General features: G+C 74.3%; 14 protein-coding genes. 6 read left to right on the forward strand and 8 right to left on the reverse strand.

The window, feature by feature from the left end; all coding sequences use genetic code 11:
• Positions 1-95 precede the first annotated feature (95 nt).
• Positions 96-3,542: a DEAD/DEAH box helicase gene (locus QR78_RS10375; protein ID WP_048427439.1), complete on the reverse strand. Its 3,447-nt coding sequence runs from the start codon at positions 3,540-3,542 to the stop codon at positions 96-98.
• A 196-nt stretch (positions 3,543-3,738) separates the two neighbouring features.
• Between QR78_RS10375 and QR78_RS10380 the strand changes: the two genes are divergently transcribed.
• Entirely contained in the window at positions 3,739-5,187 is a 1,449-nt protein-coding gene (locus tag QR78_RS10380; protein ID WP_048427440.1) for a phospholipase D-like domain-containing protein, read from the forward strand.
• Here QR78_RS10380 and QR78_RS10385 read toward each other — a convergent pair.
• The 3 genes from QR78_RS10385 to QR78_RS10395 form a co-directional block, all read right to left on the reverse strand.
• Positions 5,141-6,154, reverse strand: coding sequence for a lysylphosphatidylglycerol synthase transmembrane domain-containing protein (locus QR78_RS10385; protein WP_082171731.1), 1,014 nt, complete (start codon positions 6,152-6,154; stop codon positions 5,141-5,143). The two genes, QR78_RS10380 and QR78_RS10385, sit on opposite strands and share 47 nt — an antisense overlap.
• Complete coding sequence (locus QR78_RS10390) at positions 6,151-6,918, reverse strand: endonuclease/exonuclease/phosphatase family protein (protein ID WP_048427441.1); 768 nt, start codon at positions 6,916-6,918, stop codon at positions 6,151-6,153. Before QR78_RS10390 ends, QR78_RS10385 begins: the two co-directional genes overlap by 4 nt.
• A gap of 98 nt (positions 6,919-7,016) precedes the next feature.
• Positions 7,017-7,811 carry an SDR family NAD(P)-dependent oxidoreductase gene (locus QR78_RS10395; RefSeq protein WP_048427442.1) on the reverse strand — a complete coding sequence of 265 codons (795 nt, stop codon included), beginning with the start codon at positions 7,809-7,811 and terminating at the stop codon, positions 7,017-7,019.
• 132 nt (positions 7,812-7,943) lie between these two features.
• Between QR78_RS10395 and QR78_RS10400 the strand changes: the two genes are divergently transcribed.
• Together QR78_RS10400 and QR78_RS10405 are read left to right on the forward strand one after the other, a co-directional pair.
• A complete protein-coding gene (locus QR78_RS10400; protein ID WP_048427443.1) occupies positions 7,944-8,840 on the forward strand; it encodes a LysR family transcriptional regulator in 897 nt (298 codons plus the stop codon).
• A 113-nt stretch (positions 8,841-8,953) separates the two neighbouring features.
• Positions 8,954-9,148, forward strand: a complete 195-nt coding sequence (locus QR78_RS10405) for a hypothetical protein (RefSeq protein ID WP_125940039.1) — start codon at positions 8,954-8,956, stop codon at positions 9,146-9,148.
• Here the strand turns inward: QR78_RS10405 and gcvA are convergent.
• Positions 9,117-10,058, reverse strand: a complete 942-nt coding sequence (gene gcvA, locus QR78_RS10410; RefSeq protein WP_048427445.1) for a transcriptional regulator GcvA — start codon at positions 10,056-10,058, stop codon at positions 9,117-9,119. The two genes, QR78_RS10405 and gcvA, sit on opposite strands and share 32 nt — an antisense overlap.
• Before the next feature lie 123 nt (positions 10,059-10,181).
• Here gcvA and QR78_RS10415 point away from each other — a divergent pair, with 123 nt between their 5' ends.
• Positions 10,182-10,412, forward strand: coding sequence for a DUF1127 domain-containing protein (locus QR78_RS10415; RefSeq protein WP_048427446.1), 231 nt, complete (start codon positions 10,182-10,184; stop codon positions 10,410-10,412).
• A gap of 86 nt (positions 10,413-10,498) precedes the next feature.
• Positions 10,499-11,437: a DMT family transporter gene (locus QR78_RS10420; RefSeq protein ID WP_048427447.1), complete on the forward strand. Its 939-nt coding sequence runs from the start codon at positions 10,499-10,501 to the stop codon at positions 11,435-11,437.
• Positions 11,438-11,579: 142 nt separating this feature from the next.
• Here QR78_RS10420 and ycaC read toward each other — a convergent pair whose 3' ends face one another.
• Both ycaC and QR78_RS10430 read right to left on the reverse strand, forming a co-directional pair.
• Entirely contained in the window at positions 11,580-12,215 is a 636-nt protein-coding gene (ycaC, locus tag QR78_RS10425; RefSeq protein ID WP_048427448.1) for an isochorismate family cysteine hydrolase YcaC, read from the reverse strand.
• A 155-nt stretch (positions 12,216-12,370) separates the two neighbouring features.
• The gene (locus QR78_RS10430) at positions 12,371-13,240 is read right to left on the reverse strand and encodes an AraC family transcriptional regulator (RefSeq protein ID WP_048427449.1); all 870 of its coding nucleotides are present in this window, start codon (positions 13,238-13,240) and stop codon (positions 12,371-12,373) included.
• Positions 13,241-13,511: 271 nt separating this feature from the next.
• Here QR78_RS10430 and QR78_RS10435 point away from each other — a divergent pair, with 271 nt between their 5' ends.
• The gene (locus tag QR78_RS10435; protein ID WP_048427450.1) at positions 13,512-14,699 is read left to right on the forward strand and encodes a phenylacetate--CoA ligase family protein; all 1,188 of its coding nucleotides are present in this window, start codon (positions 13,512-13,514) and stop codon (positions 14,697-14,699) included.
• A gap of 41 nt (positions 14,700-14,740) precedes the next feature.
• Here the strand turns inward: QR78_RS10435 and QR78_RS10440 are convergent.
• Positions 14,741-15,193: methyl-accepting chemotaxis protein (locus QR78_RS10440; protein ID WP_048427451.1), on the reverse strand; the 453-nt coding region annotated here is incomplete at its 5' end.

Raw genomic sequence — 15,193 nt, forward strand, 5'->3', positions numbered from 1 at the left:
CGCGGCAATGCGGCGGGCGGCGTGAGCGCCGTTGGGATCCAGCAGGCGGCGTGAGCGCCGCCGGGTGGTGCCGAGGCCCTGGTTCCGGCGCCGCCTCACGCCTCCAGCAGCGCGTCGATGTCAGCCGGCGTCAGCGCGCTCGTCGGGGCACCGTCGTGGTCGAACAGCGCCTCGGCGAGCGCGCTCTTGCGGGCCTTGAGCGCCTCCATCTTCTCCTCGATGCTGCGTGCCGCGACGATCCGGTGGACGAAGACCGGCTTGTCCTGGCCGATGCGATGGGCGCGGTCGGTCGCCTGGGCCTCCACCGCCGGGTTCCACCAGGGATCGTAGAGGATCACCGTGTCGGCGGCGACGAGGTTGAGTCCGGTGCCGCCGGCCTTGAGGCTGATGAGGAACACCCGCGCCGCGCCGGTCTCGAAGCGCCGTATCGCCCCCTCCCGGTCGCGGGTGCGGCCGGTCAGTTCCGTGTAGGCGATGCCGGCCCGGTCGAGCCGCGGCTTGATCAGGGCGAGCATCGCGGTGAATTGCGAGAACACCAGCACCCGGCGCCCCTCGGCGAGCAGCGCCTCGAGCAGCTCCTCCAGCCGTTCGAGCTTGGCCGAGGCGGCCTCGGCCGCGTGGTCGAGCTTCAGCAGGCGCGGGTCGCAGCAGGCCTGGCGCAGCTTGAGCAGGGCGTCGAGGACGACGATCCGGCTGCGCTCCCAGCCCTTGGCGGCGATCGCCTCGCGCACCCGGGCGTGCATCGAAAGGCGGATCGATTCGTAGAGGGCGCGCTGGGCCTCGCCCATCTCGACCTCCTCGGTGATCTCGGTCTTGGCCGGCAGGTCGCGGGCGACCTCCTCCTTGGTCCGGCGCAGCAGGAACGGCCGGATCCGCCGCGCCAGCAGCCGGCCGCGCTCGGCGTCGCCGTGCTTCTCGATCGGCGTGCGCCAGTCCCGCGCGAAGGTGCGGCGCTCGCCGAGCAGGCCCGGGCAGGCGAAGGAGAACAGGGACCAGAGTTCCGCCAGGTTGTTTTCCAGCGGCGTGCCCGAGAGGCAGAACCGGTGCCGGGCGGTGAGCGCACGGATGATCCGGGTCGTCGCCGCGTCCGGGTTCTTGATCGTCTGGGCCTCGTCGAGGACCAGGAGATGCCACGCCTGCGCGCCGAGCACCGCCTGGTCGCGGGCGACGAGAGGGTAGGTGGTGAGCACGAGGTCGTGCCGGGGAATCGCGTCGAAATGCTCCCGGCGGCCGAGCCCGTGCAGGACCAGCACCGCGAGGTCGGGGGCGAAGCGCTCCGCCTCTCGGCGCCAGTTCGCCATCAGGCTCGTCGGCGCGACCACGAGGGCGGGCCTGTCGAGGCGCCCGTCCGCCTTCTCGCGGGCGATCAGCGCCAGCGCCTGCACGGTCTTGCCGAGCCCCATGTCGTCGGCGAGGATCCCGCCGAGGCCGGCCTCGCGCAGGAAGGAGAGCCAGGACAGCCCTTCCGCCTGGTAGGGCCGCAGGGCCGCGCGAAACCCCTCCGGCGGCGCCACGGGCGGGATGCCGCCCTCGGCGAGCAGGCGCCGGCCCATGGCGCGTAACGACTCGCCGCCGCGCCAGGCGATCCTCGCCTCTGCGCTCGCCCGCTCCAGGGCCGCGAGCGTGGCGGCGTCGACGAGGCCGAGCTTCAGGCGCCCGCCCTCGCCGGTGCCGCCGAGGCTCAATTCGCGCAGGGCGAGCAGGATCGGCCTGAGCCGGGCCGCCGGCAGCGCCAGCACCCGCCCGTCCGGCAGCGGCACCAGCACGGGCTCGGGCGAGGTCTCGTCGAGCGTCTCGATCGCGAAGCCGGGCTGCGCCAGCAGCGCGGCGACCGGCTCGGCGAGGGGGATGCGCTCGCCCTCGATCTCGACCCCGAGGTCGAGCTCGAGCCAGTCGATCCCGGTGCTCTCGCGGATCGCGACCTCGACCGCCCCATCCGGATGGAGCACCCGGCCGCGGAAGCTCGGATCGGCCGTGACCTCGAACCCCGCCGCCTCGAGGCCGGGCAGCGCCTCGGCCTGGATCGCGGGCCAGGCATCCTCGCCGGCATCGGGCAGGAAGTCCCGGGCATGGGCCTGGTGCTGGGCGTAGCCGAGGGCCAGGGGCGTCCGGCGCTCCTGGAGCGGCGACAGGCCGTGGGCGAGGAGCCGCGCCACCGCCCGCCGCTCGGCCGGGCCGTCGCGCTCCACGACGTGGAGCCGGCCGCCGGCGAGCCGGCTCGGCCGCTGCCGCGGGTCGCCGAACGGCACCGCGACGGGGCCGTAGCGGAACGACAGCGCGGCGAGGCGCACGGGCACGGTCGAGGGCGGCTGCCCGTACAGGAAGGGCGCCGGTGCCTCGATCTGGAACAGGCGCAGGACCGGCACCGGCGCGACGTCGACGATCGTCTCCCGCGGCGGCTCCGGCAGGCGCAGGGGCAGGTCCGGCACCGCCTCGGCGAGCGCCGCGTTGAGGGCCCGCGCCGAGGCCGCCGGCACCGCCGGGGCCGCCATGAGGGCGGCGGCGAGGTGGGGCGGCACCCCGACCTCGATCGGCCCGACGAGCCCGGACCCGGGATCGAGATAGGCTGGCGGTCGGGCCGCGAGGGCCAAAACCGTGCCTTGGCTCGTCGTTTCGTCCGCCCCTTCACCCGGCCCCGCGCCCGTGCCGTCCCCGTCGTCGAGGCGCGGGTGGGGCGCTAGGGTCTCCTCGCCCTCGACCCAGTCGATCCGGCCGGGCCGGGGCGGGCCCGCCGCCAGGGCCGGTCCCAGCACGGTCCCGAACCGGGCCCGGCCGGTCGCCAGGACCCGTTCCAGGATCTCGGCCCCGGCCTCGTCGAGCAAGAAATAGGCCGGCGGCGCGTCGGCCTCGGCCTCGCGCGGCCGCCCGGCGAGGGACTTGAGGATGCGCAGGTCCGACGGGCGCAGGTAGGCGCTCGGAGTCCCCGCGTGGACGATGGCGTAGGGCTCGACCGGGCGGGCCTTGGCCGACAGCGCCCCGCTCTTCAGGATACGGGCCTGCATCGGCGCGACGCCGAGGCGGGGCGCCGTGCCGCCGTGGCCGGGCAGGGCCAGGAGGACGTAGATCAGGCGCCGGTCGATCTCGGGCGGAAACGCCTCGCTGCCGGTCCGGCGGGCGCGGTCGAGGGTCCGGATCCAGCTCTCCAGCTCCGACGGCAGGGCCTCGGGGCCGGCGGAATCCTGGAGCTGGAGCAGCCGGGCCGCCCGTGTCTCGGGAGTCGGCGGAGGCGGGGGCGGGGCGCGCAGGACGGTGCCCCGGAACGCCCCGAGCAACACCGCCGCGACGTGCCGGCAATTGGTGCGGTCCGGGCAGGTGCAGTGCCCGGTGATGACGGTGCCCGTGCGGCCCTTCTCCACGGCGACCGTGACGCTGTACACCGTCTTGCCCGTGCGGCTCTCGACGTCGCCTTCGATGGTCTTGTCCCCGTCGCACTCGATCTCGCGCACCCGGCCCGCGGCGAGGTCGCGCGCGCCGTCGTGGAAGGAGGCGTGGCCGCAGTTGCGCAGGATGTCGCGTTCGGTGAATGAGGACGTCCTGCGCATTGGAACGGTGCTCGCCTCCGGCCTGCCGCCCGCAAGGTAGGGAGGCGGGCCGGCGCTGGGAACCGGGCGGTGGCCGGTCCGGCGAATCGCCTGGGGGCGGCCGGCGTTCGGAACGGATGGCTCCGCTTGCCGTTCCGGCACTCGACACCGTTAGGCGTGCAGGAGGGAACGAGCGTCTCATGACCGGACAGGCCCGATGAGCGACGAGCACCCCGTGACCGGCGAACCCGCGGCCCTCGCGCCCGCGACCGAGACCCTGTTTCAGCCCGGCCGCACCTGCTGGTGCGTGGCCCGGGCCGAGCGGGTCGCCGTGATGGTCGATTCCGCCGAGTACTTCGCCCGTCTGGAGGAGGCCTTGCGCCAGGCGCAATCCTCGATCCTGATCGTCGGCTGGGACTTCGACGGGCGCATCCGCCTGCGCCACGACGCGTCGCCGGAGGAGTCGCCCCCGCTCGGGCCGCTCCTGCGCGACCTCGCGGCGCGGCGGCCGGACCTCCAGGTACGGGTGCTGGTCTGGAGCGTCGCCACCCTGCACGGGCCGGGCGCGGCTTTGCCGCTGCTGTTCGGGGCCGAGTGGGAATCGCATCCGCGGGTCGAGCTGCGCCTCGACACCCACCACCCGCTCTATGCCGCCCACCACCAGAAGCTCGTCTGCATCGACGACCGCATCGCGTTTTCGGGCGGCATCGACCTGACGGTCGGGCGCTGGGACACCCCCGCCCACACGGCCGGCGACCCCTTGCGCACCAACCCCGACGGCGAGCTCTATCCCCCGGTGCACGACCTCCAGATGGCGGTGGACGGCGAGGCGGCCGCGCGGATCGGCGCGATCGCCCGCGAGCGCTGGCGCGCCGCCACCGGCGAGGTGCTGGCGCCCGTCCGCGGCGCCGCGCCGGTCTGGCCGCGGGACCTGGCGCCGCTCTTCACCGACATGCCCGTCGCCATCGCCCGCACCATGCCGCTCCAGGGCGACGAGCCCTCGGTCGAGGAGGCGGCGGCGCTCACCGCCGCGTCGCTCGCCGCGGCCCGAAAGACCCTCTACCTCGAGGCGCAGTACCTCACCGCCGACTTCGTGGCCGACGCGCTCGCCGCCCACCTCACGGCGGAGGACGGACCCGAGATCGTCGTGGTGATCACGCGCCGCTCGCACAACTTCACCGAGCGCGTCGCCATGGGCACGCCGCGGGACCGGGTGCTGCGCCGCCTGCGCGCCATCGACCGCTTCGGGCGCCTGCTCGTGGCCTATCCGGTCGTGCCGGGCGCCGACGGCGAAGAGTGCGAGATCGAGGTCCACGCCAAGCTCGTCATCGTCGACGACGGGTTCCTGCGCATCGGCTCCTCGAACCTCAACAACCGCTCGGTCGCCCTCGACACCGAATGCGACCTCGCGGTCGAGGCCCGCACGCCCGAGGAGCGCCGGGCGATTCTGTCCTTGCGCGACCGCCTGGCGGCCGAGCACCTGGGCGTGGCGCCCGAGGTGCTGGCGGAGGCCGCCGAGCGGGACGGCCTGATCGCGGCGATCCGGCGCCACATGGGCGGTCCCCGCAGCCTGCGGGTCTGCGAGGTGCCGGAGGAGGAGGGCTTGCTCGATCCGCTCGTCAGCTCCGAGCTGCTCGACCCGGAGCGGCCGTTCGGGACGGGGTAGGGCTGCGCGCCCCGCCCGCATCGCGCCACCGGAACACCGCCTCGGTCGCCGCGAAGGCGACGAGGCCGAGCGCCAGCGGGACCAGGAAGTAGATGCACCGGAAGGCGATGAGCGGGCCGATCACGTCGGTCTTCGGCAGGAGGTGGACGACCACGCTCTCGATCACCCCGACGCCGCCCGGGACGTGGGTGATGAGCACCGCCGCGTTGGCGATGACGAAGACCGAGGCGACGGCGAGGTAGCCGACGTCGGAGACCGCCATGAGCACCTGGTGCAGGCAAGCCGAGACCAGGGCGAAGTTGACGGCGCCCAGGGCCACCTGCGCGGCGGCGAGCGGCAGCGGCGGCATCTCGATCGACCAGCGCCGGAAGGTCAGCGGCTTGCGCCACCAGGCGGCGAGGCCGAGATAGGCCGCGACGCAGGCCGCGCAGGCGAGGCCCGCCGCCAGGACGGCACCGGTGCCGAGCCCCGTCACCTCCTGGGCGAGACCGGGATGGACCAGCACCGCGACCGCGCCGAGCGCCATCAGGCCGACCGCCACGGTGACGCCGCAGAACAGGACCGCCTTGGCGACATCCGCCGTGCCGAGGCCCCAGCGGGTGTAGAACCGGTAGCGGATCGCCCCGCTGCTGAGGCCGGCGAATCCGATGCTGTGGCCGAGCGACAGGCTGATGAAGGCGGCCAGCGCCACCCGGGGATAGGGCAGGGGCTTGCCGGCGGCGCGGAGCGCCAGCCAGTCGATGCCGGTGAGGCAGAGATAGCTCGCGGCGGCAAACCCCCCGGCCGCGAGGAGCCGGCTCGCCGGCAGGGCCCGCACCGCGTCGACGAGCTGACCCGGGCTGTAGCCGGAGAGCGTGCGGTAGAGCAGGTAGCCGCCGAGCGCGACGCTGACGAGGGTGGCGAGGATGGTCCAGAACCGGCGCCGGGCGGAAGTCTTTTCGCGGTCCTGGTCTTGTGTCGTCGTCACGCGGGTTCCTCCCGGAGCGCGAGGGCAGGGGGCGCGACGTCCGGCGCGAGGTCGAGGTCGGCGACGAGGGGCAGGTGGTCGGAGGCGGTCCGGGCGAGGCGGCCCTGGACTCGATGCACCTTCCGCACCGCGACGCCGCGGCTGACGAAGACGTGGTCGATGCGCAGGAGCGGCAGGCGGGCCGGGAAGGTCGGCCGCGCCCAGGCCCGCCGGACGGGGCCCTCCGCGTCCGGCAGCCGGGCGGCGAGGCGGCGGTGGACGGCCGAGCCCGGCAGGGCGTTGAAGTCGCCGAGCAGCACCACCGGATCGCGGCAGGCGGGATCGCCGAGGAAGCGGGGTCCGAGGAGCGCCGCCGCCTGCGCCGCCCGCTCGCGCCGGTCGAGGCCGAGATGGGTCGTGACGACCTGCACCTCGGCGTCGCCGACGCCGACCGCGGCCCAGAGCGCGCCGCGGGGCTCGCGGCCGGCGCTTTCCGGCAGCCCTTCCGCCCGCACCAGCCGGGAGGGGAGGGCGGTCAGGATCGCGTCGCCGTAGAGTTCCTCCATCACCCGCATCGCCGGATGGAAGTGCGAGCGCATCCCGAGCCGGGCGGCGATCACCTCCGCCTGATCGATCCCGCCGCTGCGGGCGCGCCCGACATCGAGCTCCTGGAGCGCCACCACGTCCGCCCGGCAGGCCGCGATCACCGCGGCGATGCGCGCCGGATCGAGGCGGCGGTCGGCGCCGAGGCAGCGGCGGACGTTGTAGGTGAGGACGCGGAGCAACCGGGCGGGGCCTTCCGTAGCGGGCATCCCCCCTCAACGGCCGAGCCTGCGCCCGGTTTCGCCTGTCTTGCCACGCTTGGCGCCGCGGGCGGTCCCGCTCAGGCGATCGTCGGCACGATCCCGCCCTCGACCCGGAGGCTCGCGCCGTTGGTGGCGGCGGCGAGCGGGCTCGCCAGGTAGGCGACGAGGCCGGCGATCTCGTCGGGCTCGATCATCCGGGCGAGCAGCGAGAGCGGGCGGTGGACCCGGAAGAATTCTTCTTCCAGCGCCGCCGCCGGGGCGTCCGGATCGGAGGCGACGCTCTTCAGGAAGTCGACGATGCCCTCCGAACGGGTCGGGCCGGGCAGCACGGAATTCACCGTCACGCCGGTGCCGCGGGTGCGCTGCGCCAGGCCCCGGGCGATGGTGAGCTGGGCGGTCTTCGACACCGCGTAGTGCAGCATGTCGGGGGGCGGCACGAGGCCGGATTCGCTCGACACGAACACGATCCGCCCGGCATTCCGCGCCAGCATGCCGGGGAAGTAGGCCTGGGCGAGCCGCGCGCCCGAGACGACGTTGACCTCGAACAGGCGGTGCCAGTCCGTGTCGGTGATCGCCTCGAAGGCCTTCGATTCGTAGATGCCGAGGTTGTTGACGAGGATATCCACCTCCGGCACCGCCGCGATCAACGCCGCCGCGCCCTCGGCCGTCGCCGGGTCGGCCAGCACCGTCCGGGGCGTCCGGGCGCCGGGCTCGGCCGCGATAGCCGCGGCCGCCGCGTCGAGCTTCGCCTGGTTGCGGCCGGGCAGCACGACCGCGGCGCCCTCCGCCGCGAGGCGGCGGGCGATGGCAAGGCCGATGCCCGCTGTGGCACCGGTGACGAGGGCGGTCCGGCCGCCGATCCTGAGGTCCATGGCTGTGGTCTCCGTCTGGGAGACCCCGGAGGGCCTCCATTCGTGAGACCCCGAGATGACGACGCGGGCGATTGATGACCAGCGCGCGGGCCGGCACGATGATCGTGCATCGGACGCAACAATGGGCCGGCCATGGACAACCGCCTGGGCGAGATGGAGGCCTTCGTGGAGGTGGCGCGCCGCGGCAGCTTCGCGGCCGCCGCCAAGGCGCAGCGGCGCACGCCCTCGGCGGTGAGCCGGGCGGTGGCGCGGCTGGAGGCGCGCCTCGGCGTCTCCCTGATCCGACGCACCACCCGGTCGATGGCTCTGACGCCGGAGGGCGAACTGTACCTGCGCCGGGCCGCCGAGCTGATCGCCGAGTTCGACGCGATCGAGGACGGGTTCGGCCGCGACGCGGCGGTGCCGAGCGGCCTTTTGCGGGTCAACGCCTCGGTGCCGTTCGGCACGAAGGTGATCCTGCCGGTCCTGCCGCGCTTCCTCGGCGGGCACCCCAGGATGCGGGTCGACCTCGCGCTCACCGACGACGTGGTCGATCTCGTCGAGGCCCGGGCCGACGTGGCGATCCGCATCGGCCCGTTGCGCGACACGCGCCTGCGGGCCAAGCGCCTCGGCCGCAGCCGCCTCGCGGTGGTGGCCTCCCCGGACTACCTCGCGCGGGCCGGCCTGCCCGCCCATCCGGATGCGCTCGCCCACCACAACTGCCTCGCCTTCAGCTTCCGCCGCTCCCTCGACACCTGGCCGTTCCTGATCGACGGGGCGGTGGCGCAGCGGCCGGTGCGCGGCAACTTCTTCGGCAATTCCGGCGAGGTGGTGCGGATGATGGCGCTCGGCGGCGCGGGGCTGGCCCGCCTCGCCCGGTTCCACGTCGAGGAGGACATCGCGGCGGGCCGCCTCGTGCCGGTGCTGGAGGCGTTCAGCCCCGGCGACGCCGAGGACGTCCACGCGCTCTATGCCGGGCACGAGCGGCTGTCCCTGCGCATCCGCTGCTTCGTCGATTTCCTCGCCGCCCATGCGGCGTTGCGGGATTGACGGGTGGCCGATGCGGACGGGCAGGCAAGGAATCGGGACGCCCGGTCATGGAACCGATCGCTCCCCCGCGGCACAACGGTCTCGCGGCCACGCTTGTCCGGCCGATCCTGCCCGTGGAGTCGCGTTCGATGATGTCGTTCTGGTTCTCGCGCCTCGCGGCCCTTCTCCGCCGCCTGCTGCCGGGCCGGACGCGGCCCGATCCCGGTTCCTGGATCCTGCTCGGCGAGGGGCGCGGCGTCTCGTGGTCGGGGGACGCGGACGCCGCCCGCCCCGCCCTCACCGGGCCCACGCCTCCGCCTGCGCGGTGATCCAGGCGCGAAAGCACGCCACCTTCGGGGCGTCGGTCTCGGTCGGCGTCACGAGGAAGAAGCTGTAGGGGCTCGCCACCTCGTCCGGGAAGGGCCGTACCAGGCCGGTCGCGCCCTGTCCGATGCCGGCGACGAGGTCGCCCCCGAGCACCCGCGTCGCGAGGCCCACCCCGCCGCCCGCGGTGGCGCATTGCAGGACCATGAAGGTGTGGGTGAAGCGGGGCCCCCGCGAGGCGTCGATGCCGGGCACCCCGGCGGCGGCCAGCCATTGCGGCCAGCCCACCGCCTCGATGTCGATCGGGTCGTCGTCGTGCAGCAGGGTGTGCCGCGCCAGGTCGTCGGGCGCGCGCAGCGGCGGCGCGCCGTCGCGAAGATGCGGGCTGCAGACCGGGAAGACCACGTCGCGCATCAGCAGGTCGGAGCGCAGGCCCGGATAGCGCCCGCGCCCGTGCCGGATCGCGAGATCCGCGTCGTCGCGGGCGAAATCGACCAGGCGGTTGTTGGCGACGACCCGCACGTCGAGGTCGGGATGCTGCGCGCGGAAGCTGCCGATCCGCGGGATCAGCCACAGGCTGGCGAAGGAATGGGTGGTGCTCACGGTCAGCACGTGGTCCCGGCCCAGGCGCTGCAGCCGGGCGGTCGCCTCGGCGAGCTGGTCCAGAATCTCTCCGGCGGTGGCCGCGAAGCGCTGGCCGGCCGGCGTCAGGGCGACGCCCCGGCTCGGCAGCCGGCGAAACAGGGCCAAGCCGAACCAGCCCTCCAGGATCTTCACCTGCTGGGCCACCGCGCCGGCACTGACCCCGAGCTCGTCCCCGGCCTCGTGGAAGGTGGCGTGGCGCGAAGCCGCCTCGAAGGCCCGCACGGCGTTGAGCGGCGGCAGGCGCCGGCGCGGTCCGAGATCGCGAGCCATGGTGCGGATCTCCCGGTGGCCCAGATTTCCTGGGGCGAAGGACGAGGCGATCTGGTTTGCGCGCGCCGTCCCCGAAAGGCAATCTTCTCTCCACGAACCCCATCGTCCGACCCGGAGAGAGCCATGACGAGCCTCGTCGCTGGCCGAGGAAACCTGCGCCTCGTTCCCATCGTCCGCCTCGCGCCCGCGCGCCGGCGCAACCCCGTCTCGCTCGTCGAGCGCCTCGAGCTCTGGGCCGACCGACGCCGCGAGCGCCGCGCCCTGTCGCGCTGCCCCGACGGGCTCCTGAAGGATGTCGGCCTCTCGCGGGCCGATGCGGTGCGCGAGGCGGACAAGCCGTTCTGGCGCGATTGAGCGCCGGGCGGATTGCGCCGCAAGGATCGGGATGCCGCAGGGGCATCCCGTGCGCCAGGGTGCGGCGTCCTCGCCCGGAGAATCCGATGCAGCCCGCCGCCAACCGCCCGATGACCCCTGCCGAATGGGGCCTGCTCCTCGGCCTCTCGGTCCTGTGGGGCGGCTCGTTCTTCTTCGTCGGCATCGCCCTGTCGGCGCTGCCGCCCCTGACCCTGGTGGTCCTGCGCGTCGGGCTCGCGGCCGCGATCCTCGCCCTGGTGCTGCGGCTGCGGGGCATCCCGATGCCGCGGGGCGCGTCCGTCTGGCGCGCCTTCCTGGGGGCGGCCTTCCTCAACAACGCGGTGCCGTTCTGCCTCATCGCCTGGGGCCAGACCCACATCGCCTCGGGCCTCGCGGCGATCCTCAACGCGACCACGCCGCTCTTCGGCGTGCTGGTGGCGCACGTCCTCACCACCGACGAGCGCCTGACGGCCCACCGCCTCGCCGGCGTGCTGGCGGGGCTCGCGGGCGTCGCCGTGATGGTCGGGCCCTCGCTGCTGGCCGGGCTCGGGGCCGAGGTCCTGGCGCAGGGCGCGATCCTGCTCGCGGCCCTCTCCTACGCCTTTGCCGGCCTCTACGGGCGGCGCTTCAAGCGCATGGGCATCCCGCCGCTCTCCGCCGCCGCCGGCCAGGTCACCGCCGCGACGGCCCTGCTCCTGCCCGTCGCCCTCGCGGTCGACCGGCCCTGGACCCTGGGGATGCCTCCTCTCACGGTGGTCGCGGCGGTCGCCGGCCTCGCCGCACTGTCGACCGCCTTGGCCTACGTGATCTTCTTTCGCCTGCTGGCGAGCGCCGGGGCGACGAACCTGATGCTCGTCACCTTCCTGATCCCGGTCTCGGCGCTGCTCCTCGGCGCCCTGGTGCTGGGCGAGCCGGTGGTGCCGCGCCAGCTCCTCGGCATGGCGCTGATCGGCGCCGGGCTGGTGGCGATCGACGGGCGGCTGCTGCGCCGGCGAGGGGCGGGGGGCGTGCCGGGGAGGTCGTGACCTCTCCCCCGCGCCGGAGCGGCTCGAGGAATGGTGCGGGTTTCCCCCGCTCCCCGCGGGCGGGGAGAGGGGATCGCCCGCGCCTTTCCCGTCTCCGACGGTTCCCCGAACGGCCCCGCCGGTCTCCCATGATAGCGCCGGATCAGGCGCCGGAGGCCTGCGGCCGCAGGGCGGCGTAGCTCGTCATCAGGTTGCGGTAATCCGGGATGTGGTCGCCGAGCAGCGTCGCCAGCCCCTCGACGTCCCGGCGCCAGTCGCGGTGCAGCTCGCAGGCGACCGCGAACCAGTTCACCAGCTGCACGCCCGCCGCCGACATCCGGTTCCAAGCGCCGTCGCGCACCAGCGGGTTGAAGGTGCCGGAGGCATCCGTGACCGCGAAGACCTCGTAGCCCTCCGCGATCGCCGACAGGGCCACGAAGGCGACGCAGACCTCGGTGACGACGCCCGCGATGACGAGCTGCCGGCGCCCCGTCGCCTTCACGGCGGCGACGAAATCGGGGTTGTCCCAGGCGTTGATCTGGCCCGGGCGGGCGATGAACGGTGCGTCCGGGAACTTGGCCTTCAGCTCCGGCATGATCGGGCCGTTCGGGCCCTCCTCGAAGCTGGTCGTGAGGATGGTCGGAAGCTTGAAGTAGGCGGCGAGGTCGGCCACCGCCAGCACGTTGTTCTTGAACCGGTCGGGATCGATGTCGCGCACCAGCGACATCAGGCCGGCCTGGTGATCGACCAGGAGGACGACGGCCTGGTCGAGGTCGAGGCGGGCGTAGGGCTTGCTCATGGTCGTCTCCATCGGGGCGCCCGGGCGGTGCGCGGTGTCGATGGAGGGAGTGTGCCGGCATTTGTTAGCTCAACAAATAGAAACGATGGAAAACGATCGTTTCCAGAATTTCAGTATCGAGAGGGGATGAGGCCGCTCCCCCGAACGTGGATCCTTCACACCATGACGGGCACGTGCACGTCGATGACGGTGCCGGGCCGGTCGGGGGCGAAGCGGCCGTCATAGAGCTCGAAGTCGGGGCCGTCGGCCACCGTGAGCCCCGAGGCCGGGATCAGCTCGCCCCAGATCGTCGCCATCGCGCCCTTGACCTGCGGGGGCAGGGCGGTCCCGTCGAGGGTGATGCGGAAGACCGCGTAGGTCGCCGCCGGGATCGCCTTGCGCACGAAGCCCGCCGGCAGAGTGCCGTCCGGCCGCACGCCGACGCCGGCCAGGTAGTCGAAGCTGCCCTCCTCCCGGTCGGCGCTCCAGACGACGCCGTAGGTGGACCAGCTCGGCACCTGACCGTCGACGAAGGGCAGGGCCCGGATCAGGCGCGACCAGAGGTCCGGGATGGTGGCGGCGGTCGTCGGGTCGAAGCGGCGCGTCGGACCGGCGACCGTGAAGGCGTCGCGGGTCGCGAGGCCGGGCAGGCGGGCGACGGCGCGGGAGGTCGCGGCGGGGTGCGGCATGGGCGGGTCTCCATCCGGGAGGGCGAGGCCGCGGCGGAACCGGCCGGGGCTGACGCCGAAATGGCGCCCGAAGGCGCGGGTGAAGGCTTCCTGGGACTCGAAGCCCGATTCGAAGGCGAGGTCGACGAGCCGCAGGCCGGGCTCGGCGACGAGGCGCCGGGCCGCCCGCACCAGGCGGCGCGTGCGGACATGCGCCATCGGCGCGAGGCCCATCCGGGCGGTGAACAGGCGCGAGAAGTGATGGGGCGAGAGCCCCGCCCGGTCGGCGAGGCGGGCCAGCGTCAGGCGCTCGTCGAGCCGGCCCTCGATCCAGGCGAGGGTGTCGGCGACGAGGTCGGGGGTGGGCGGTCGGTCCATGCCCGCACCATGGCCGAGCCGAGTCCCGTCCGTCCTGACCGGTCTTGCTGGTGCCCGCCCTGGCGGGCGTTCCTCCGAGACCGGCTGTCGAGATCGCCCACGCTGTCGTAGGATGCGGCCGGGACGGCCGTCGTCGCGCGCGTCGCGGCGGCCCGCCCGGCGCGAATGCCCGCGCTCCGCCGAAACGGCCTGGCCCATCGATCCTGGCCCCATCGATCCTGACGCACCGCGCGGCCAACGCGCGGGCTCATCTCCGGGAGGACGCCCCTTCATGCCCGATATCGAGACCCGGGACCCCGCCGCGCTGCTCGCGCGCCTTCCGGCCGCCCTCGCGGCCGCCCTGGAGGCCCCGGCCTACGCCGCGCATCTCGCCGGCATCGACCCCGCCGCCGTCACCGACCGCGCCGCGCTCGCCCGCCTGCCGGTCCTGCGCAAGGGCGAGATGCCGGCGCGCCAGCGCGAGAAGCTGCCCTTCGGCGGCTTCGTGCCGGGGGCGGTCGGCGGGTTTCCCCGCCTATTCACCTCGCCGGGGCCGATCTTCGAGCCGCAGCGGGCCGGCGACGACCCGTGGGGCGGCGCGCCCGCGCTCGAAGCCGCGGGTTTCCGGGCCGGCGAGGTCGTCCTCAACACCTTCGGCTACCACCTGACGCCGGGCGGCTTCATCTTCGACACCGCCGCGCGGGCCTTGGGCTGCGCGGTGATCCCGGCGGGGCCCGGCAACACCGAGCAGCAGCTCGACCTGATCGAGGCCTACCGGCCGGCGGGCTATGTCGGCACGCCGGACTTCCTCAAGGTGCTGCTCGATGCCGGCGCCAAGGCCGGGCGGGACGTGTCCTCGCTCGGGAAGGCGCTCGTCTCCGGCGCCGCCTTCCCGGCCTCGCTCCAGGCCGAGTTCCGGGAGCGCGGCATCGCCGCAGCCCAGGCCTACGCCACGGCGGATGTCGGCTTCATCGCGTACGAGACCCCGGGCGAGCCCGGCCTCCTCGTCAACGAGGGGCTGATCCTCGAGATCGTGCGCCCCGGCACCGGCGATCCGGTGCCGGAGGGCGAGGTCGGCGAGATCGTCGTCACGGTGCTCGACCTCGACCGGCCGCTGATCCGCTACGCGCTGGGCGATCTCACGGCCTTCCTGCCGGGCGGTCGCCGCATCCGCGGCTGGATGGGCCGGGCCGACCAGTCCGCCAAGGTGAAGGGCATGTTCGTGCGCCCCGAACAGGTCGCCGAGATCGCCCGCCGCCATCCCGAGCTCGGCCGCCTGCGCCTCGTGGTCACCCGCGCCGACGAGGCCGACGCCATGGCGCTGCGGGCGGAGAGCCCCGCCCCCGACGCCGCCCTGGCGGAGCGCGTCGCCGAGACCCTGCGGGCGGTGACGAAGCTGCGCGGCACGGTCGATCTCGTCGCCCCGGGCAGCCTGCCGAACGACGGCAAGGTCATCGCCGACGAGCGGCCGGTGGGGTGAGGGGAGGGGCGGCCGCCGGCATCCTTGCGGCCGCCCGGCCCTCAGGCCGCCCTGACCTGCGCCAGGAAGCGATCGACCTCGTTCGAGATGCGCGCGGATTGGCGCGACAGCTCGGAGGCCGAGGCGAGCACCTGGCTCGCCGCCGCGCCCGTCTCCTCCGCGGCGCCCGCCACGCCCGCGATGTTGCCGGTGACCTCGCCGGTGCCGTCCGCCGCCTGCGCGATGTTGCGGACGATCTCCTGGGTCGCCGCGCCCTGCTCCTCCACCGCCGCGGCGATCGAGGTCGCGACGCCCGAGATCTCCTCGATCCGCGCGGTGATTCCGCCGATCGCGCCGGCGGCGAGGCCCGTCGAGGCCTGGATCGCCGCGATCTGGCCGGTGATCTCCTCCGTCGCCTTGGCCGTCTGTCCGGCGAGTTCCTTCACTTCCGCGGCGACGACCGCGAAGCCCCGGCCCGCCGCTCCGGCCCGCGCCGCCTCGATGGTGGCGTTGAG

It is taken from the genome of Methylobacterium indicum, from assembly GCF_001043895.1.
GTDB classification, from domain to species: Bacteria; Pseudomonadota; Alphaproteobacteria; order Rhizobiales; family Beijerinckiaceae; genus Methylobacterium; species Methylobacterium indicum.